General features: G+C 43.4%; 14 protein-coding genes. 3 read left to right on the forward strand and 11 right to left on the reverse strand.

From position 1 onward, the window contains the following. Window positions 1–17: 17 nt before the first annotated feature. The 7 genes from AC58PV_RS02230 to AC58PV_RS02260 form a co-directional block, all read right to left on the reverse strand. The gene (locus AC58PV_RS02230; RefSeq protein WP_497430661.1) at window positions 18–5,096 is read right to left on the reverse strand and encodes a CBM96 family carbohydrate-binding protein; all 5,079 of its coding nucleotides are present in this window, start codon (window positions 5,094–5,096) and stop codon (window positions 18–20) included. 99 nt (window positions 5,097–5,195) lie between these two features. Further along, a complete protein-coding gene (locus tag AC58PV_RS02235) occupies window positions 5,196–6,791 on the reverse strand; it encodes an extracellular solute-binding protein (RefSeq protein ID WP_497430662.1) in 1,596 nt (531 codons plus the stop codon). A 56-nt stretch (window positions 6,792–6,847) separates the two neighbouring features. Continuing rightward, window positions 6,848–7,738 (reverse strand): carbohydrate ABC transporter permease, encoded by an 891-nt coding sequence (locus AC58PV_RS02240; protein WP_497430663.1) that lies wholly within the window; start codon window positions 7,736–7,738, stop codon window positions 6,848–6,850. Window positions 7,739–7,741: 3 nt separating this feature from the next. Further along, a complete protein-coding gene (locus AC58PV_RS02245) occupies window positions 7,742–8,716 on the reverse strand; it encodes an ABC transporter permease (protein ID WP_497430664.1) in 975 nt (324 codons plus the stop codon). Between the two features lie 181 nt (window positions 8,717–8,897). Then, window positions 8,898–11,222, reverse strand: a complete 2,325-nt coding sequence (locus AC58PV_RS02250) for a helix-turn-helix domain-containing protein (protein WP_497430665.1) — start codon at window positions 11,220–11,222, stop codon at window positions 8,898–8,900. Window positions 11,223–11,267: 45 nt separating this feature from the next. After that, entirely contained in the window at window positions 11,268–12,887 is a 1,620-nt protein-coding gene (locus AC58PV_RS02255) for a response regulator (RefSeq protein WP_497430666.1), read from the reverse strand. After that, window positions 12,868–14,667, reverse strand: coding sequence for a sensor histidine kinase (locus AC58PV_RS02260; RefSeq protein WP_497430667.1), 1,800 nt, complete (start codon window positions 14,665–14,667; stop codon window positions 12,868–12,870). Before AC58PV_RS02260 ends, AC58PV_RS02255 begins: the two co-directional genes overlap by 20 nt. Before the next feature lie 177 nt (window positions 14,668–14,844). Here AC58PV_RS02260 and AC58PV_RS02265 point away from each other — a divergent pair, with 177 nt between their 5' ends. From AC58PV_RS02265 to AC58PV_RS02275, 3 genes are all read left to right on the forward strand, one after another. Then, window positions 14,845–16,203: an ABC transporter substrate-binding protein gene (locus tag AC58PV_RS02265; protein ID WP_497430668.1), complete on the forward strand. Its 1,359-nt coding sequence runs from the start codon at window positions 14,845–14,847 to the stop codon at window positions 16,201–16,203. A gap of 87 nt (window positions 16,204–16,290) precedes the next feature. Next, complete coding sequence (locus AC58PV_RS02270; protein ID WP_497430669.1) at window positions 16,291–17,229, forward strand: carbohydrate ABC transporter permease; 939 nt, start codon at window positions 16,291–16,293, stop codon at window positions 17,227–17,229. 11 nt (window positions 17,230–17,240) lie between these two features. Further along, on the forward strand, window positions 17,241–18,080 hold the full coding sequence (locus tag AC58PV_RS02275; RefSeq protein ID WP_497430670.1) for a carbohydrate ABC transporter permease: 840 nt from the start codon (window positions 17,241–17,243) through the stop codon (window positions 18,078–18,080). Window positions 18,081–18,171: 91 nt separating this feature from the next. On the opposite strand, the gene AC58PV_RS02280 is transcribed toward AC58PV_RS02275, so the two are convergent. From AC58PV_RS02280 to AC58PV_RS02295, 4 genes are all read right to left on the reverse strand, one after another. Then, entirely contained in the window at window positions 18,172–18,975 is an 804-nt protein-coding gene (locus AC58PV_RS02280; RefSeq protein ID WP_497430671.1) for a polysaccharide deacetylase family protein, read from the reverse strand. A 15-nt stretch (window positions 18,976–18,990) separates the two neighbouring features. Then, a complete protein-coding gene (locus tag AC58PV_RS02285) occupies window positions 18,991–19,902 on the reverse strand; it encodes a carbohydrate ABC transporter permease (RefSeq protein ID WP_497430672.1) in 912 nt (303 codons plus the stop codon). A gap of 2 nt (window positions 19,903–19,904) precedes the next feature. Further along, complete coding sequence (locus AC58PV_RS02290) at window positions 19,905–20,855, reverse strand: ABC transporter permease (protein WP_497430673.1); 951 nt, start codon at window positions 20,853–20,855, stop codon at window positions 19,905–19,907. Between the two features lie 87 nt (window positions 20,856–20,942). Beyond that, window positions 20,943–22,619, reverse strand: a complete 1,677-nt coding sequence (locus tag AC58PV_RS02295) for a type 2 periplasmic-binding domain-containing protein (RefSeq protein WP_497430674.1) — start codon at window positions 22,617–22,619, stop codon at window positions 20,943–20,945. Window positions 22,620–22,629: the final 10 nt, after the last annotated feature.

Genomic DNA, 22,629 nt, shown 5'->3' on the forward strand with positions numbered 1-22,629 from the left:
CTAACCGGGGCAGGCCATCATTCTAGCGCGTAGGCAAGTTCAATTAGGATATCTGCCAACTCGTTCGGAATACGTTTTCCTTTTTGTGCCGATATCTCGTTCACATAAGCGCCAAACTGCGAATGTTCCAACTTTTTGACAAGCGAATTGATCACTCCATTCGATCCTGCTCCGGTTACGAAGCGCTCAGTTAATATCTTTAGGCTATCCTTTGTCACTTGAATCGTGTAGTTGGATGTTTCGGTTGTAATGTGGCCTGCCGCATCCTCAGCAGTGGCCGATACCTGATGTGTGCCCACCCCCAGCTTATAGGCAGGACTATCAACCAGCAGCCCGTTACAATTGCTGTAAACAATGCCCGATACGCTATCCGAGGCCGAACATGTTATCTTAACATTCTGATCGACAGTAAACGTGCCAACGCCGGAAATCTGCACGACCGGGGAAGTCTGATCAACCTTGAATGTAACCGACTTGGCTTGCTCTACATTTCCTACACCATCGGTTGAGCGATATAACAACGTGTGTGCTCCATCCTCAGCAAAGTTAAGTTCCCGCGTGTATGGCTGCCATGTAGCACCGCCATTCAAACTATACACGGACTCTGTCACACCGGATCGATCATCCGTGGCGCTCAGGTTAACTTTGACATCAGATACATACCAATCATTATGCTTCGTTCCAACAAGCGCAGCAAAAGTAGTTGGCGGGGTATTATCTGTTACGACCCACTGCATGGAACGAAATTTATTGGACAATTTGCCGTCGCCGATCCCGCCCCCCCATTCGATCCAACCTTTCCTACCATTACCATCATTGTCATTAACCAATAAAGAGAAGCTGATGACCCCGTTCCTTTCAGCTTTAATCGGCGTTAATTCCGACCAAGGAAGCGCCAACTCGTAAATCGTTTCGTGCTGAATTTCATCTCTCGTCACGTCAAGATCGCCATTTGTCACCAACCCTTTACTTACTCCCGGAGGTGTTATCCAGCGATAAATTTGCGGACCGTTTGGTGTTTGGGAAATCCCGTATTCATACCAACTGAGACTCTCTCCCGGGAGTCCGTTCGAAATTGCGAATTGAAAGCTGTCATTTTTATAAATATCCGCTCCGGTAAAGGGTGCAGTCATGGTGTTATCCTTGACCCTGGCTGTGATATACAGACGATTCGAATCGAAGTTAAGCCAAAATTTCCCGCTCAAATCACTTGCGCCTTGATAACCTGTCATCTTGACCGTACCCTTGGACAGGTCGATTGTGGAGGAAGCGGCTGCCGTTTCTGGATCGAGCCCTCCGCCAACGTTTACCGTCCCTTGCATAATGGGGTTGAATTCAGCCGTTCCTTCATAAGTGAACGGATCGAATTCATCAAAGTAGACCGTGACTTTAAGCGCATTGGTTACCCCTACACCGTAACCGGTAAGCGGAATATCAAATACATCTGCGGAACTGGACTGAACCACCGCATGCAAATCCTTCGTTCCCGATTGCGTACCGAACTTCCATTCGACTTTTTTTACTTTCAATCCTTTAGTGGCAGAATGGTTGCTAATCTGAATTTGAAGAGATTTGGTCATCGTGTCTACGTCGGCAAAAATGGGACGAACCTTGACTTCATAGGATTGAAGAGCTGAAACCGCACTCCTGATCAAGCCGATCTTGTCATTTCCTTTCATCAAGTAACCCTTAACCAATCGGATTCCGGGTTCATTCAAGTTCGAGACGGTCAGCATTTGGGTAACCTTATGACCACCCTCGGCAAATACCGGATATGATTCGCCTTCAACCTTCAAGTTAAATGAATACGGTGCAGATGTTTGATTATCGGTTTCCAATGTTAAGTTGATCGGATCACCGACCCGAGCGGGATCTCCATGCAGGGAGAACGTGGAATCCTTTTCGACTCCGGAAATATGCCCTTTTATAAAAAACGGCTCATCGTTTAATGTCACATACACGTTCCCATTATAAGGGACGTAGGTTTCTGTATTTCCCATAATATCCGTTATTTGGATCGAATTGGTGGTATGAATAACAGCCGGGACCGACGAACCTACGGACCACAAAGCTCTTATTTGTTCACCGTTCTTTTCAAAAACGTAACTTCGGATGTCAGTATCCGTCGAATCTTTACTTACGAACTGTGCGCCGCCAAGTGCTCTTGTCATGGTCGCATAAGCCGCGTAGGCAGGCTTAGGCGTGTAAGCGCCCAGTTTATCATTCGGATTACGGATGATGCCGAAATTATCTTCGTTATAATTGAGCTGAACACCATCGTTCATAAAATCGTACCACATGATTTTATCAATGCCGTTCGCGATTGAAACGACGTAACCACGAATCAGGTAGTCCGCCTGCTTCTGCTCATCCACTCCGCGACTGTCCAGTTGCGTCGGCCAGCCTGTCTCGGAGATCCAGATTGGTTTCAACTGCCCATTATTGTAGGTCCGAATCAAGTCCTGTAAGCCTTTTATTTGACTTTCCAAACGCTCCGGCTCACCCGGATATACATAAGGATGAACGGAAATCACATCCAAATATTGCATGCCCCCAAGCTGGAATACTTTTTCCATCCAATTCAAGTCGATAGCCATGACCATGCCCACGACAGGCATGTCAGGATGCGCAGCCTTGACTGTTTCATACGTTTTTTTCAGCAATGGAAAATAGTTTTCCGGTTTCGAATCGGCCGGACCGTTTCCTCTGTCCCCAAAGCTTCCGTTGAATTCGTTGAAAACCTCGACGGCATCCAACTGACCTTCGTAACGATCGGCATATGCTTTCACATAATTGGCGAATCCTTCACGGCCCTCATCGGTATAGGGGGTGCTATTGTTATCGTAAAACGGGTTGTTGAATCCGGAAACAAACGTGAAATTAAAATGATCATCATTCAACTTCGCCATGTAATCATCGGGAGAAGGTGAAAAGGTGTATGAACCCTTTTGCCTTTCAATACTGTTCCATTCTCTGCCGTCCCGAACCATATCGATACCGGCATATTTCATCATGTCTATCATATTAGCCGCATCTGCTGGCGGGATACGGTGCAGATGGGTAGCCATCCCGAACGGAGAATTCTCATGCTCCGATTGATCTAAGGGAGAAAGCACGGCAAATGGAGTTTTGATGGAAACGGGATCGCTGATGTTCGATTGGACCTTAATTTGTAGAATGAAATAACCAAACGTTGTAAAAGGAACCGTCAAAATGGCCTCGCCCTGAACAACCGGACTGATCCCTTCGGAAACCGCAGCTCCTTGATAGTCATAGACTGCCCACGTTACGCTTGGTCTTGTAGATATTACCTTAAATTGGATAGCCTCAAGATCCATAAACACATTGCCCGGACGAAGCTGTACCAGTTTCGTGGATGGCAACATCGTTGTAATAAAAGGGCCATCCGTGCTCCATTGATTCAAACCGTTCACGGCCTCAACCTTAAACGTGTACTTTTGATCGATTTGCAGCCCCGTAACCGTATAAGAGCTTGTAGTACCGGCAACCGTCCCCAGGAGGATTCCGTTTTGATAGATTTTATAACCAGTTACGCCTACAGGGTCAGCCGCAGCCGACCAGTTTAATTGCAAGCCCGTTTCATTGGGATTCGAAACGGTGAGGCTTCCTCCGGACGGCCAATTGGGAGCGCTTGCATTTACTCGATCTGTGGAGAGTTCCAGATACGGCCGGTTCACCGTGTTTTCCATGCTGTTAATTTGCACGGCATGACCTTGTGCAGCTTGCTCCATAAATGCGAAACTGACCGTCTGATCCAACGCCTTTTGCCTTTTCACAAAAGCAGTCACATCGACTTCATACCAGCCCACTGTTTTGCCTACATCGATATTGGCGATGTAAGTATCGATAGCTGGCTTCGTATTCCAAGTTACCGTGTTTGCTTTCCATGAATCGTCCTCCATACCAAATACTTGAACACCAATTGTCGAATTCTCGGTATCAATGGCATAGAACTTTAATTTAGCTGACCCGATCTCGCTGGCAAAATAATTCAAATCATATTTCATATACGTTTGCCGGTTTAAATTGGCGTCTGCATCAAAATTCTTCACGCCTAACAACGCAGCTGTTCCATAGTTATCATTCGCGTTCCCTCCGCCCCGGACATAGGAGTCTTCGAGTGGCAGAATAACCGTCTGTTTCGGGTTGGGCAACGTTACGGTCACATAGGGCCCGTCGTTACTCCATTGATTCAGTGCATTACCGGCTTCTACCTTGAACGTAACCTTCTGTCCGACCTGCAAACCTGTCACCGTGTACGAAGTAGCCGATCCGCCAACCGTCCCGATGACATTTCCGTTTTGATAAATGGTATAGCTGGCCACACCTGCAGCGTCTGTGGCCGCCGACCAGTTCAATTGCAGGCCTGTTGCACTTACATTCAAAATGTTGACGGATCCCCCAGACGGCCAATTGGGAGCGCTTGCATTAACTCGATCAGCGGAAATCTCCAGATACGGACGGTTCTCCGTATTCTCCACGCTGTTGATGCTCACAGCATGGCCTTTTGCCGCTTGCTCCAAAAACGCGAAACTTACCGTTTGATCCAACGCCTTTTGCTTTTTCACAAATGCCGTCACATCGATTTCGTACCAGCTCGCTGTTTTTCCGACATTAATATTGGATATATAATGTTCGGGAATCGGCTTGGTATTCCAGGTTACAGTGTTTCCTTTCCATGCGTCGTCTTCCATACCAAACAATTGAACACCGATCGTTGAATTCTCAGTATCAATGGCATATATCTTTAACTTGGCCGATCCGATCTCACCTGCAAAAGAGCTTAAATCATATTTCATGAAAGCTTGTCGGTTTATATTGATATCTGTATCAAAACTCTTTACACCAAGTGTTGTAGAGGATCCAAAGTTCGTATTCGCATTCCCCCCATTTCTGACATAGGTGTCTTCGATGGGATTTAATTGTGAGATAACCGGATTAGATACCTCAGCTAAAGCAGACATTTTATCTTTTGCATAAGGAACAAGCGGAGCAACAAAACCTTGGAGCAAAGCAGCTGTCATTGAAAAAGCTAAAACCATACTCGTTATTTTCAATTGCATCTTTTTTATCATTTACTCACCTCATATCGTTATTTTTAAATAGTTGCCAAGCGCTTTCCCCGGACATGATGGACATCCGGAAAAAGTACTTGCCATTTTCGGTACGGATTGTTATTTAAAATTGTTCTTGTTCTTCTGATACCAATCCTGGACCTGTTTATCTACGTTATCTCCGCCGAGACGCTTCCATTCTTTGCGGAGGTCGTTCAGTCCATCCTGGGCTGTTATGGACTTCCCACCGGTAACCACTTTCGTTTCAATCTGAACAGCGATCGGTGAGAACGTAGAGATCAACTGGGTTAGTTCAGGAATATCTGGGCTGTATGGTATATCCCTCCGGTATGTATTCTTCATCGTCAATTCGAGCGATTTCGCCTTCAACTTGGCATAGTTCTGAGATATCTCATCTTTCGCCGCCATGTCTACGATTAATTTAGGTGTCATCATCGAATCGATCATGAGCGCGTATTCGCCAGCATAACTGACTTCCTTAACAAATTTATCCTGATTGATGGTCTGCCGAACGCCATCAACTGTTTTATAATGTACGTTCTCCTCCCCATACTTCAGAGGTACCCATCCATCCTTCAGCATCCAGTCGATAAATTGAATGGCAGATTTGATCTGGTCTTCCTTCATCTTGCTGTTAAATACCGTAAATACGCTCGGTGGCGCTTCCTGATACAAGCCGTCCTTGCCATACTTGGTACTGACCGATTCAAGTGGAGTCAATTTCGCATCCGGCACATTTTTCAGCAAATCGCGATAAGCGTTATCCATACTCCCTGCACCCCATTGGCCCAAATATATGCCTGCTTTACCGGTCGTCAACAACTGGCTTGATCGTTGAAAATTAGTGTCTGTAATATATTCTTTGTCGATAAGCCCTTCGTCAAAGAGCTGCTTCTGGAATGCAAGCGAATCCGCATAACGGTCAAGGAGCCTGCCGTATTCCAGCTTGCCGCCTTCCACATACCACTGATTTTCCTGGGTGAAAAATAAAGCGCGCATAATACCGACACCGCTACCACTTAAAGAAATCGGTACAGTGTCCGCTTTGCCGTTGCCGTCTGGATCACCGTCTCTAAATTTGCGAGCAACATCGAGAAATTCCTCTGCCGTAGTCGGAGTCTTTAAACCTAGCTTATCCAGCCAGTCCTGACGAATCCACATGCCATGATTGGCGACCGTATCTCGCGCGAAGGAGACCGCGTACGTTTGACCGTTGACATTCAGATAAGGCTTAAGCTCCGGGTGTTTCTCCAGATATGCTTTATACGTCGTGCTGTATTTGTTGATATAATCGCCGATCGGCTGAATTACGCCTTGATTGGCCAACTGGCTGATGTAATTTCGGTCATATTCCCAAATCAGATCAGGTGCTTCACCAGAAGCGATCAGGGCATTCAATTTGGGCTGCGCCTGGCTACGGGTAACGGGAACCCATCTAACATTTACAGGAGATTTCTCATTGATCCACTTTGTCCATCGGTTGTTTTCATAAGTACCTTCCTCCGTAGGAACTGCACCGCGATCAAACATCGATACGCTGATTTCTTTCTTAGGTCCCGTACTTGGAACGGTAGTAGAGCCGGGTGAAACTGAAGACTGTACCGAAGAAATATCCTTGGAACTGCATGCGGCAAGCATTGTTAAAGACATGGTTACAGCGAGAATAGCTTTGCCCGCTTGTTTCAACTTGCTCATTCTTTCATCCCCTTACATGTATAATATTTATATCAAGAGCAACTTTGCTCTGGATATCAACCTTTGACAGATCCGATCAAAACGCCTTTGACAAAATATTTCTGGAGAAAAGGATATACGCACAGAATCGGCAACACGGCAATAACAACAGCTGCTGCTTTAATCGCTTCCGGAGTAAGCAAAATTTGTTCCACGGCATCATTTCCACCAATATTGTTTAATAAATTCTCGTCCACCTTGTTAACCATCTGATACAGCTTCACCATAACAGTCAATTTGGTCGACTTTGTGATATAGAGCATCACGTTAAAGTAGCTGTTCCACCAATTAACCGCATAGAACAAAGATAATGCAGCCAAAATAGGCTTGCAGAGCGGGATAAAAATCTGCATTAATATTCGCCAATCACCAGCGCCATCCATCGCTGCGGACTCTTCAATTTCTTCCGGCAGCCCTTCCATGAATGTTTTCATCACAAACATGTTGTAGGTACTGATCAATCCAGGCAGCCAGACTGCCCAATAGGAGTTCATTAACCCCAACATTTTGATGAGGATAAAATTGGGAATAATGCCGGCGACAAACAACATCGTAATTGTGATCATCATTAGCAGCGCGTTTCGACCAAGAAGTCGCCGTCTAGAAAGCGGATAGGCTGCCAGAATCGTCATGCTCATATTAAGCACCGTTCCGACTATCGTGACAATAACCGTGTTGCGCATGGCTACGAATAATTGACCATCGTCAAACAAACGTTCATAGGCGACTATATTAAACTCGATCGGCCATAAGAAAACTTCCCCGGAATTGATCGCCCTGCTGCTGCTGAAGGATGCCACAATTTCGTACCAGAACGGAAACAGGGTCATTAATGAGATTAAGCCGAGAATGAGGTACATACTTATACTTGCCAATCGAGTTAGAATCCCTTTGCTCGTTATACTCATTGCTTACCATAGCCCCCGTTCCCCGGTCATTCGAATCATCCGGTTAACGCCAACGATTAGGATCAGGCCGATGGCCGATTGAAACAGTCCGATCGCGGTTGTATAGCTGTAACTCATATTCTGCAAACCTACCCTATACACATAGGTGCTAATGACATCCGCAACATCAAGTACCGAATTATTTTGTAGAACGAGCGTTTGTTCCAATCCCACATCCATCATTTGACCCATTCTAAGAATAAGCAGAATGGCAATCGTACTGCGAACACCGGGTAATGTAATGTGCCATATTTGACGAAGCTTGTTGGCACCATCCATCTTCGCTGCATCATAAAGCTGCGGATCAATCGAAGCCATTGCTGCCATATACAGAATCGTTCCCCACCCTGCTTCCCTCCAAGTGCTCGATAACGTATAGATAAGCGGCCACCAGAAAGAATCGGCCATGAAATAAATGGATTCCCCACCGGATATTTTCTTGAAGACCATATTTACAACTCCCGTGCTCGGTGACAAAACGGCAACCACAATTCCGCCCAGCACTGCCCATGACATGAAATGGGGTACGTATAACATATTCTGTACAATACTTTTGTACCATTTCCTACGGACTTCATTGAGCAGAAGAGCAAGGACAACCGGGATTGGGAATCCAAAAACGAGACTATACAAGTTAAGTACGAGTGTGTTTCGTAATATCCGCCAAAAGTCAGGGCTGGCAAAAATCATTTGAAAATGCTTAAATCCAACCCACTGGCTTCCGAATACACCGTCTGCGAACCTATAATTCTTAAAAGCAATGATTTCTCCGATCATTGGAGCGAATTTGAACAGCAGATAAAAGCTGATCACGGGCAGGAGCATCATATACAAATGTTTATCCTGCATCATTCTTCTCCAAATCGACTGCCTAAACGTTCTCGCTTCAACCCTTTGCTTCCCGGTCCGCAATTCTGTTGCCGGGAGTCTAGCCTTCATATCGTTTCACCCTCTCGTTAAGTCTTTTTGCCAAACCTTTCGTTCGGTTACAGTTTGATTGTAGGAAAGGTGACAAGAGAATGAAATAGACGTGTTATGAGGTATGTTCCCTTTTTTGTATATGGCCTGGTTACATTTCTTTAGGGTGGTACCTTTATCTTGGGTTTTTGCTTCGTTAAGCTTACTCCGACGCAGAATTTGCTTTACATTCGAGCACCCACTCCCGATATTCGGTTGGCGTCATGCCCGTATATTTTTTGAAAGCCCGAAGGTAGCTGCGTGTATTTGTATACCCAACCCATTCTGCGATCTCGTTAATCTTGCGATTCTTAACAACAAGCAGCTCCTTAGAAGCATTGATCCGGATCTCAATCAAATAATCAATAAAGTTTTTCTCCGTATATTCTTTGAATAGCTTGCTTACATATGACGGATTTAATTGAAATTTTTCGGATAGCAACTCGAGGGAAAATTCACTCTCACGATAATGTTCATGAATGTAAGGCAACAACCTGTCAATTGTCTTATTCCTTCCCCGTTGACTGCGTTTCCCTTCAATTTTACCCGCTAATCCTTCAAGTACTGTTTTGACGATCTGCTGCGTATCCTGCCAATTGTCGCATTGATGAATCCGTTGGTGGAGATTACCCATCTCTTCAAGAGATTCCTCCGTATTTATGCCGATCGAAGCAACGACCTGCAATGATTTCATAATCAAATCGTAGGAGAGCTGCCTTATCAAATCGGGAGATAAGCTGCCGTTTACCGCTTCTTGAAACAATTCCGTTATATATCCCTCTAATTTCTCGTTTTCTGTCTGCTTTAATGCTTCTACAATTCGATCCGTCATCTTTATCATGCGGTAATAGTCCTGATTCTCATGCCCTAGCAAATCTTCTATAGATATGACCGAATGACTGCCGATGACCATTTTGTATTGCAGGGCTTTTTGCGACTCTTCGTGCGATAGGGGGATATCCTTCATATCTTGATAGCATCTTCCTACACCAATGGTCACCTGAAGCCCGAATTGCCTCTTCATGACATCCAAAACCAACTCGAGGATGGCCAATGCACGCAGATGATTTTGTTCCATATCTCCTTCTGCAAAGCTAAAAACGATGGCAGCGAAACCCGCTCCTAAATCAACAGCAACCCCCGAATTTTCCATATTCATCAACTCTTCCGCAACGTTGCATAACGCATAGGTATACAAGGTTTCATCCTTCGGGCTGACGCCGCCCTCCTTACCGATCTCGGCTGTACACACAACAAACCATTCAGAAAATAAGCGGATTCCAGTAAATTCAAGGTGATGGCGCACGGATGCATACTCCGTTCTATAGCCGGATAGCATGTCCAAGATGATTCTCCATTTCAATACTGGCTTGGAGTCCCGGACCTGCTTCTCTAGTTGTTCACGGTCTACAAACATTTGGTCGAATACCGTTTCTAGGTAACCCAGCCCCATTGCACTACTCATCGGCTCATTTTCAGGATGGACTGGCTTGAACGCTCCTGACATTTTCCCGGCTAATCGATCCAAGGGCTTAAAGGTCCGACGGTTTACGTAAAAAAGAACAGTTAGAGCTAAAAGAACCATTCCGACGGCAAACGCAATCATTAAGCTCCGTGTAGACTCCAAAGGCTGATATACGTTAGATTTGGGAATAACGCTGACAACTCGCCACCCGGTATATGTAGAAGCCGTATAAAATATCGATTGCTCAATCCCCTCCATTTTCACTGTGAAATGTCCGCTCCCGTTATGGCTTAGAATCTGTTGAATATAGGGAATGTGTGCCAAGTTCTTATATAATTGCGTTGCATCGTCATGAGTCACTATGTTTGCGTGATCATCAATAATGAAGGTATGTCCGCCCTGGTCTTCTTCATACACATCCTTGATCATCCGATAAAGAACATCTTCACTAATATTGATGGCAACAAGTCCCTTTCGATATTCAGGGCTGCTGATCGATGGATAGGAACGAATCAGCGTGACAACATCCTGTTCTTTTTCGCCATCCCATACTTTATGAGTACTCAGCCATTTTGAATGCCCTTTCATCTTGATATAAGCAGCCAACCAGCTGTCTTCCGAGCCACTTCTCTTCATATACGTTTTATCAGTCAGAATATCGCCGCTTACCTCTGAATAAAGGAATATGGAAGCAAACAGCTCATTCGTGTGCACTACCGTTTTCAGTTTGTTTGATAATCCAAAAAAATTCGCATATTTCTGAGCTGCATCATCATAACTGTCATACATAAAATATACATACTCTAACTCCTGCGACATATTAAGCAAATCTTTCTCTGTTTGACGGAACACGATCTCGATTTTATCATCAATTTGCTTCAACAAAGCAACATGAGTGTTCTTCAGATCCTGCTCCAATCGTCCTACGGTACCCGCATAAGACAGCCAAAAAGATAAAAGAATTATCGTTATGAAAACCAAACTGTAAACAAACATGACCTTTCCTGAAATGCTGAATCTCATAGACTACCCCTCTCTATTACAATTACTCGCATTATATCGCTAGTCTTATTGACGGAATTCAGTAGGAGTCATCCCGATCTTCTTCTTGAAAAGCCGACTAAAATATTTTTCGTCTTGGTACCCCACTTGATTGGCGATTTCATAGGTTTTGAGATTAGAGCCGAGCAGCAGTTCCTTAGCTTTATCCATCCTAACCTGGGTTACATAGTCAGTTAAATTTATGCCTTCGACCTGTTTAAACAAAAAGCTTAGATAGACTGGCGACACAAAAACTTCCTTGGCAATGGTATCCAAAGAAAGGTTGCTTGCATATTTGGTTTCTAACATCGTTTTAGCAGCTTCCACAACGTTATTCTTGCCGGATTTTCGCAAATCAACGGTTAACTTGAGCAAATGACGAAGAAACGTTTTGCAGATGTGACTAAGTTCCTGCAAGGTAGCAGCGGCTACAACGTATTGAATTTGCTCTGCCGTCAATAGATGATCCAATTGCATCTTGGGATGCAATTCGGAAATAACGCTGGCGCCATATATCATGGCTTGCAGACTCTCCGTTTTCGTTAATGGAATTGTAATCTCCTTCTCTTGCAGTTCATTGAAAAATGAGTGCATCCAATCCTCTAATTCCTGAAGATTGCCTATCTTAAGTGCCATTCGCAGCCGTTCATAAGCAGTTGATATTTCTTCAGTTGTAGACGCTTCAGTTATTAAAGACTCCCGTCCATCGTTCTTTCTCTTGCTCTTTGATATTTCCCAGTCTAAGTCATCAATAAAAATGACTTCGTTCGGTCCAGTGTAATATTTATACTCCAAGGCCATTTGAGCCTGTTCATAGGCCATCTTCCCTTCGAGAACCAATTGTTCATTATGGGCTGAGCTCCCAACGGTAACAAAGTATTTTAATGTTTGCTTAATATTTATCACCAAATGCTGCAGGTCACGGCGAAGTTCCTCCATCGTAAATGACATATTAATAATCATCACAAACTGTCCGGATTTCTTCAGAAAGATGCATTTATTTTCCCATCGTTGCAACGTTTCCTCAGTAATATTCTGGATAGCGAAATTCATCAGTTGTTGATCTTCATAATTATAAATTCTGAGGGTTTCGGGATCCTGCTCGATTTGCAGCAGGACTATTCGGAAAGGCTCCACGGTCAATGGAACCTTCAGGTGGGCAGTCTTCTCCCTAAACAACTTCTCGTTAAGTCGAGCTCCTTCCAGTAAGCTTCTTAAAAACCTATCACGGATTAGAGGCATATTTTCCTGTAGTTGGTGGTTGCGTTGGTTTTCTTCCTCCCATTCTTTTTTTATTTTTATGAGCACTTCTAACATCATTTCCGTGTCCGGCGGCTTAAGAAGGTAATCCGAAGCTCCAAGCTGAAGTGCTTGTCTGACATAGTCAAATTCATCGTGGCCGCTGAGAATAATGGATTTCATTGACCATTTCCGATTGCGAATTTCTGTAAGCAATTCCACGCCCCCCATGATTGGCATCTGACAATCCACTATAATCAAATGGGGCATTATGCATGCCATTTGCTCCAAAGCCTTCCTCCCATTTTCAGCCGGCGGAAGCCATTCGAAGCCGTATTCCTCCCATGGAATTAACATGCTCAATCCTTTGATAACAATCGCTTCATCATCAATGACCATGACTTTCATATAGTTTCCCCCATTGTGTTTCATTTTCGATGATTGGAATTCTTACAATCACAGTGGTGCCGATATCAGGAATACTGTTGATTTGCAGGGCATATTCAGGACCAAACATCATCTGCAACCGTTCGTTCACATTTCGCAAGCCATAACCGCCTTTACTTCGTACTGGTATGTATAACAGTTGTTCCACTTGATCCGGATTCATTCCATTACCATTGTCTTGAACGATCCAAACAATATCACTTTCTTGAACATAAGAACGAATTATTAGAACTCCTTGGCGATCCGTTGGCGGTTCGAACGCGTGTAGGATGGCATTTTCCACAATAGGTTGGAGAAGAAGCTTCAACGTAATAAAATGGCCAATGGTGGAATCGATATGAAAAATGGGAGTGAATCGACTAGGGAAACGTGCATGTTGAATATTGATATAGGCTTTGATTTGATTCATTTCATTTTCTATTTTGTAGTAATCTTCACCCTTATTCAGCGAAAGCCGAAACAATTCACTCAACGATTGAACGACTTTAGCCGTTTGGTTATCTCCATTTATTTTTGAACTAAAGAAAATGTAATCCAACGTATTGTACAGGAAATGTGGCTCAATCTGTGCTTGAAGTGTTTTCAATTCAATCATTTTCTGATTCGTTTGACTGATATAAACTTTCTGAATTAGCTCATTCAATTGGGCGACCATTTCATTATACTTTTGCGTGAGCAGCCCGATTTCATCTTTCGACTCCACAGGAACCTTTTGATTAAAGTCCCCTCGTTTAAAATTGTTCATAGACCGAAGCAATTGCTTAATTGGCAGTGTAATGCCTTTGGAAAGCAATATAGACATCACAATCGCAACTAGAAGGAGAGAGAACGACAATATGATCGTGCTGCTGAGCACAATGCCATATTGCTTTTGGATGTCTTCCATCGGAGTAAGGCTCACAATATGCCATCGATATAACTCAATAGATGTGTTCGCAGCTAAATATTTTTTATTTCCAATTTCATAGATCCAGGTTTGATTGGGCTGAAGCAGGTTTTTAATTCCGCTCACATTATCTTTAAAATGCTTGCTCATTTCATTATCATCCAACTTACTTGCAACAAGTCGATAATTGTCGTCGAAGAGAAGCAGATTGGTCGTCCGACTGATCTGCACGTCTTGGATGGCATCTCTTATGGCATCCCGATTAATTCCAAGAAAAAACATGCCCAACTTTTTGTCTGCATCATACAAGCTTAAAATACGTCTGCCTAGTACGATATCATTGTAATTATGTGCGTATATAAACAGGGAAGAGCCCGAATAATCCAAGTGAGACTGGCCGTTACGCGCTGCCGTAGCCATATATAATGGTGATTCTTTAAATTCTTCATAGGGTACCACCTGCCTGAAAAATTCCGAAAAATCCTTAAACATAAAATCATTTTCTCCATACAAAACAATAAATGATATATACTTTTTAGCTTGTTTTAAATTGGATAAATAATTGAAAATTGTCTTTTGTGGATCTCCGATATAAGAAGGAGAAGTTTGGCTTAACAGCAATTGAATGGTTTCGTTCCCCACAATAAAGGAAGAAAGGTCAGTGGCATCATCCAGCATATGTTTAATGTTGTCGGCAATAAGCCCGATGATTTGCACTTGATTCTGCATTGTCTGTTTTTCCAAAAAACGAGTTGCTATGTAGTATGAAAAGCTGCCAAGGCCAATGACGGGAATTAGCACGAGCAAAATGAAGGAAACAAGCATTTTGGTTTGCAATGTTTTGAATTGAAGCATCCTGTTTTCTCCTCACTTATGTTAATTACTAGCATTATAAAGCTTTGCAAACGTCTAAGGTATAGCCTTTCCTCACTTACTTGAATAAGTCCACTAATCCTTAAAATCGTCACATTGTATTAAAATCCGAGAACATTTACGATAAATTTGTATCCAAATCATCAAGGAGGGGTAAACATGAAACAGTTAAAAAAGCCTGCAACGATCCTAATCAGCCTCGTAGTACTGGCAAGTGCAGCGTTGACAGGCTGTAGTTCTAACAAAGAGGAAAAGAGTGCATCGAACACAACGCCGGCAGTATCAACGAAAGAAATCGATTGGAAAACCGTGAAAGCGGATATACGTTTCGTCTATCCGGGGACATCAGAGGCAGAAAAAGAGTTAGCCGATCAATTTAAAACAAAAATGAAAGAAAAGTATCCTAACGTCAATATTGAGTACATGTTTTTATCCTGGCAGGATATGGAGAAGAAATTACCCATTATGCTATCATCCGCCGATTATCCGGATATGACGATGACCCAAGACGTCACCAGCCTTGTGCAGTTGGACGGGTTGGAGGATATTTCTCCTTATTTGAATAAAAAAGGCGCAGCATTGAAGAAAGATGATTTTCTACCAGGCACACTGGAATATGCGTCCAGAGGAGATAAAATCTATTCCGTTCCGAATCTTGCCAACTCCTTTACCCTCATGGTAAATGAACAAATGCTGAACGAAGCCGGCATGAAAGTTGAAGAATTAAAAACATGGGAAAACGTGGAGAAAGCAGCACAACTCATGACCAAAGGCGATAAGTACGGCTTTGGATATCCTATGGGTGTAGCACGGTTTGCTTTCAGAGTTCCTTTCACCGCCGCATATAGCAATGGGCTTCTGCTCAGTGATACATCGGAAGCATCAAAGAAAAAATATATCGAGACACTGGATCACTTTAAAAAACTAGAAGCTTATGAGCCTAAAGCACATTTCACTTGGGGCTATCCGGAAATGTGGCGATCGTTTAGCAACGGAGAAGTGGGCATGGTTGCTGCAGGAACCTACTTTTCTGCTAATGTGTACAGCATCAATCCGGACATCATTAAGGTAACCAGAGCGATTCCTTATCCGAAAGGGCCTTCCGGGGACAAGGCACAAGCACCGGTATCGAGCGTTGGAGTTGGCATGTTCAAAGGCAGCAAAAATAAAGATGTTGCATGGAAGCTAATCGAAGAGTGGTCCTCTTCCGAGTTCAATACGTCAGAAGCTGCTGTAGTAAACGTCACCGCTATGAAAACTGCAAATTTGGATGAGATCGTTAAGAAGGCTGAAAAAGTTTACCCAAAAGCCATTGATGGTCACAAGCGAATTTTACAAGACTTTAATCAAATTCTTGTCAACAATGGTGTACCCATGGCTACCATCGTAGGTCAACCCGAGATAGAGACGCTTGTGCAAGATAATATGACGAAGCTTCTCACGGGAAAAACGAGTACGGAAGAAACGTATACGGCTATCAAAGATGGGATCAATAAAATAAAAGATAAGTTCAAATAACGTTTGTAAGCATGCATCGGGGAACCGACAGGAAGTTAAAGTCGCTGTTCCCCGTTTTTTTACTCTTATTAAGGAGGTAGTTCACATATGGACACGCCAATCAAACAACCTGCTTCTTCTATTGCGTTAAGAAATAAACATCTCCGTTCCCTTATCAAACGGTATGCTTTCGGCTATTTGCTGCTTGCGCCAGTCGTATTATATGTGGCCTTGTTTCAATTTTATCCTTTGTTCGACACCATCCGTCTCAGCTTCTTCAAATACTCACTGCTTCATGGCGCTGGCACGCAATTTACGGGCTTGAACAACTATAAAGAGTTGATTATGGATGATGATCATTTCTGGTTTATTCTTAGAAATAGCCTTGTTTGGGTTATTGGTTCAACATTGCTCCAATTTCTTATAGCCGTTCCAGCTGCACTTATCCTAAATCAGAAGCTTCGCCTCAGGGGCCTTTGGCGTGGATTAGTTATGGTTCCATGGGTTTCTCCAGTTGTTGTGATCGGCATCATTTGGAAATGGATTTATGACGGACAATATGGGTTGCTCAATTACTATTTAAAGCTGCTGCATCTGCTTCAAGACAACATCGTTTGGCTTGGGAACGATTTTTGGGTGTGGCCATCATTGCTGCTTACTTCCACTTGGAAAGGGTTCCCCTATGTTACTTTAATGCTGCTATCCGCACTGCAGGGAATTTCCAGTGAGATGAAGGAAGCAGCAGAAATTGACGGAGCGACCAATTGGCAGAGATTTCTTTATGTCACACTGCCTTCGTTAAAACCAATCATGTATGTCACCGGTATGGTTTCACTCATCGCTTCTTGGACGAAGTTCGAAATGATCTGGGCTTTGACCAATGGTGGACCTGGTTATACAACCAGTATCTTGCCGACCTATTTATACACCCATGCATTCGTTTATTTGGATTTAGGTAAAGGCGCTGCTATTGGAACTATTTCGATGCTGATTGTGTTAATTATGGTATTTGTTTATGCCAAATTGTTTGGTAAAGATAATAGCTAAGGGGCGAGAACATGAGAGAAACTTACTTGATGAGAATATGGAAATACACGATTTTGTTTCTATTATTAGTTTTTACCTTGGTACCTTTTCTCTGGCTTTTGGATACTTCATTCAAGAGCGATGAAGCCATATTTGCCTCTAAACCGACATGGTGGATATCACCTTTTACTTTGGATAGTTATACATGGGCTCTCGGGAAAAAAGGGATCCAGCTCGGAAAACTGTTGTCCAACTCTCTGATCACATGCGCGATTACCGCACTGATAACGGGTTTAATAGCTTGTATAAGCGGTTATGGTTTAGCTAGATATAAAGTTCCAGGGATCCAATTCATATTCGTACTGCTCGTATTAGCTCAGATGATTCAGGGACCGATGATTATGATTCCATGGTATAAGTTTGCATCCTCGATGTCGCTTTTGAATACCAAAACCATTCTTGTGATGATTTACTGTACAATGACAATTCCTGTTGGCGTTTGGATCATGAGCGGTTTTTTCAAAACAATCCCGATCGATTTGGAAGAAGCGGCCTACATGGATGGTGCCTCGAAACTAAAAACATTGTTTGTTGTTGTGATTCCCCTTGCTTTGCCCGGGTTAGTCGCCATTAGCCTCTACTCCTTTATTCTTGGTTGGAACGATTACCAATACTCGCTTATTTTAACAAACTCCCTTTCTGCAAAAACGGTCCAGGTCGGTATCGCCGAGGTGATGGAGAGCATGGGCTCGACCAATTGGGGAGGTATTCTAGCCAGTGGTGTGATTATCATCCTTCCAATAATTCTGATCTTTGCTATCATTCAGAAATTTCTCATTGAAGGTTTAACCGCCGGAAGTGTTAAAGGATAATTTCTATACAATAACGAGTGTTAAAAAGGTTGTAACCTTTAACACTCGTTTTAACATTTCTATATCAACCATTTTCATTGCATTCTTTATTTCACACGACCAGTTTTTTAGTTTCTCCAGGCTCTATTTCAATAGCTTGTCCTTCCAAACTCAACCATATGGACATGGCGGAAGGATTATGAACCCACTCTCCTGAAACGGCAAACCGCAATTGGCGCAATGCTTTCATATACAGCACGATTTCAATATTCGTCGCATACCAAATATCAGGATGGCGACCGATCAATTCGCCAAATCGCTCAAGCTGCTCCCAGTTTTGATTGTTATTAAATTCATAGCTGTGCCCCCATACATATAGCAGTGACATGCGAGGATGACGAGGTCGATCATCAATAAACTTTTGACCGAATTCCAGCATATCGCGATGATGGCAAGTAGGGGACCACAACAATAAATCGTCTGGTATTTCAAAGCCTCCATGATTATTTGTGGTTCGAGCATATTCCACTCCCAGTGCAGGAAGCAGCGACACAACCTCCTTGTTCCAAGCGCCGTGAGGGTATGACAACCCCTTGACGGGATATTCTGCAAGATGCTCCAACTCTTTGCGATCTTGCAAGATCTCATCGACAATTCTTTCCTTTGGAGACAAACTCAGAAATGGATGGCTGACCGTATGAGCTGACACCTCATGCCCGCTAAATAATTCTTTCACCTCCGAACGCTCCAAATAACCTGGTTTCCCCAAGAGTCCGGAATTTAAGTGAAACGTCCCCCGGATGTCGAATTCATTTAAAATACTCACCATTCTCCGGTCAAATTCCCGTCCGTCATCGTAACTTAGCGTCAGAGCTTTACACCTTCCACCAGGAAATAGATCGAAACGAATACGCATACAATCCCTCCATATTCAACCTTTTACGGAACCTATCATTGCTCCCTTAATGAAATATTTTTGCATCCATGGATATATCAATATGATTGGCCCTATCGAAAGCAGCGCAATCCCAGAGCGAACATTGCTCATCGCAAGCTGCGCTTGCTGCGCATTATTATTGAACATCAAATCATTGCTTTGTTCGCTTACAGATGCCAACATTTCACGCATAATCACTTGGATAACCGTCAAATTGCGGTTGCGAATATAAATCATAGCATCAAACCATGCATTCCAATGCTCAACGGCAGCCCAAAGTGCTATAGTTGCCAGTACAGGCGTCGACACCGGCAAAATAATTCTAAACAAGAGTGTCAAATAACCGGCACCGTCGATAACAGCGGATTCCTCAATAGCTGTATCCAGTGACATAAAATAGTTCCGCATAATGATGATGCTGAATATGGCTACAGCCCCGGGAATAATGAGAACTAGAAAATTGTCGAGCAGTCCCAAACTGCGAATGATCAGATAAGTCGGAATTAACCCTCCACTGAAAAACATCGGGATGATGAAATAAGTGGTAATCCCCCCGCGAAATGGAAGTTCTTTCTTGGCAAGCGGATAGGCGGCCAGGATGGTAAATAAAACCTCCAGTACAGTCCCTAAGGCGGTACGTAAAATCGAGTTCATGTAGGGCCGAACGATCTCCCCAGAAGAGAGCAGAAACCGATAGGCTTCAAAGGACCAGGTACTCGGCCAAAAGTGGAAACCGAGTGTAGTTGCTTCTCTTCCGTCTGAGAAGGATAACACCACCACCTGCCAGAATGGATAGAGAATTACCAATGAAAAAATAACCATAAACATGCTGTTTAAACCAACAAACCACCAACCGGGTTGAAGTCTGACGCCGATTCCGCCTGCTCTTTGCTGCATTTGCCTCATTTTCACCACACCCCATAGTCGTTGAATTTGCGCACTATCTGATTCACCGTGACGAGTAGAACAACCCCCACCAGGTTTTTGAACAATCCGACTGCTGCAGAATAATCTAATCTAAATTCGACGAGACCAGCGCGGTACACATAGGTATCAATAATATCCCCAACTTCATAGACTAACGGGCTATACAAATTAAGGATTTGATCAAACCCGCCAGATAGTATATGACCTAAACGAAGTAAAAATAAAATTGTAATTACCGGTATAAGCGAAGGCAATGTAATATAAATCATCTTGTGAAAACGGTTAGCACCGTCTGATTCTGCCGCTTCATAGATTTCCGGTGAAATCGAGGATATCGAGGCCAAATAGAGTATCGATGCCCAGCCTACTTCCTTCCAGGCATCGGAAATAAGCAGAAGTGGGACAAAATAAGCTTTACTAGATAGAAAGTTGATCGGATTTCCGCCAAATAACGAAATGATATAATTGACAACTCCCCGCTGCGGGGACAAGACCTCAACAACCATGCTGGCAATAATGACCCAGGACATAAAGTGCGGTAAATACGAAATGCTTTGTACGGTTCTCTTAAATGTCTTGTGCATGATTTCGTTGATAAGCAGGGCAAAGATGATCGGGAATGTAAAGCCAACCACCAATCGCAGTATGCTGATAATGATCGTATTGCGTAGTGCTCTTATAAATACGAAATCATGAAACATATTCTTAAAGTGTTCAAAATTATTCCAAGGGCTATCCCAAATGCCAAGCCCGGCTTTAAAATCCTTAAAAGCAATGATCACACCATACATCGGCGCATAATGAAAGATAGCAAGATGTATAACAGGCAGAAGCAATAGAACGTACAACATTTTCATTTTTTTTACTTTTTTCCACTTGAGTGCTCGGGTAGATTGCGATTTAATGTGTGATGCCTCAACTGAGATAGCCATGCTTCCTCCGCCTTTCTAAAAAGTGGGGAGATTTGTCAATGACAAATCTCCCATGCTCCTAGCTTATCTGTTTATCTCTATTTAGAATTACTTCTTACGGAGATCGGCGACCTTAGGCGCTTTTTCCAGTTCGGATAGAAGTTCATCTCCACCACTGCTGCGCCAATTTTTCACGTAAGCATCCCAAGCAGAATCGACATTCAGCTCTCCTGTAATGGACTTAAACAAGAATTCATCCGTTATTGTTTTTAATTTTGCAGCGTATTTGGTATTCAACTCATTGTATTTCGTTTGATTGAAATAATCCCACTTGAAGGGACGATAAGCAATTTTCCTGCCTGCTTCGGCACCAAAATACAGATCTGTCAATTTGGAAACGGCAGCATTACTATAGTACGCATTGACATTCCCTAACTGGATCGGCAAACTGTAGTAACCTATACCATCTTTTTCACGATCAGCTTCCGCTGCCTGTTTAGGAATGACAGCTGACTTATAGGGCTCAGCTTCCCACGAATAATCTTTTCCTTCTTCACCGAACGCTGAGAGCATGAGCCCATCTTTGTCCAAATTAATATAGTCAAAGATCTGGAGAATACGAGCTAACTTTTCATCCGAGACATCCTTTTTGATGACCATTGCATAGCCAAATCCATCTACAGGCGTATATGCGGCCGAGCCCTGTTGACCTTTAGAACCGATTGGCGGCGGGGTAAAAAGAAATCTTGCATTGGGATCCTTCAAAACGAGATTTCCAGGCGGGCGATTGAACGTAAAGGGCACCATGCCTGCCGCTTGAACCTGCACCTGCGCAGCGCCGTATTTCCCGGCAGCAAACTTTTCCCAGCTTTTAGCACGGTTTAATGTGGTGAATTCCGGATCGATATACCCCTTTTTATTTAGAGAAGCCATATATGTCAGAAACTCTTTATAGTTTTGGCTGATCGCATAACCAACCACTTTCCCATTTTCCTCCAGATTATAATCCCAACCAAAGCCAAACGCCCCAGCTTCCGTATTTAAAGCCCAAGATGCATCGCTATTGTTCAGAAGCAAACCATACGTATCTTTTTTACCGTTCCCGTCAGGATCATTATTGGCAAACGCTTCGAACATTTTCTGCTCTTCATCGAGTGTAAACGCTTGCTTTGAGAAGAAAATTCTTTCGGCACCACCGGAAGTACCTACGGGTACGATTTCCCCTTTAGGTTTAAATCCGAGTTTTTCCATCCAATCCAAACGATAAACTTGACCCCATGTGAGATTATCCCAATCTTGTTTATAACCCGTAAGGGCATAATATTCGCCATTCTTGCCTGGGACCTGATTCACTTTCCACCCTGTCGGCTGATCGCTTAACACTTTTGCGTAATTAGGTGCGTATTTCATGATCATATCCTTGGATATGCTCCGAGTGACAGCATCCGAATATAGTTTATCCGGTGCATCCATGAAGGCGATATCAGGCAACTCTCCCGAAGCTACCATCAGATTTTTTTGTTCCTTGTTGTTTACGTCCAGTTTTCGATTCTTCAATTTCACATTGAATTTCTTTTCAATCATTTGCTGAACCTGGTTGTTGTCTTCAATCTTACCTCTTGCCCCTTGGCCAACCCAACTGATTTCCAGCGTTTTTGTGGTTTCGGCAGGCTTGTCTGATGCACTGGTAACGTTCGGTTCCGTTGTTTTTCCCCCCGAGCATCCCGTAGCCATCAAGACCACTGCCAAGCTTAGTGAGGCTACGCTTACAGTTTTACTATTCATATCCATCCCC

The sequence above is a fragment of the Paenibacillus sp. J22FR83 genome (assembly GCF_059691955.1).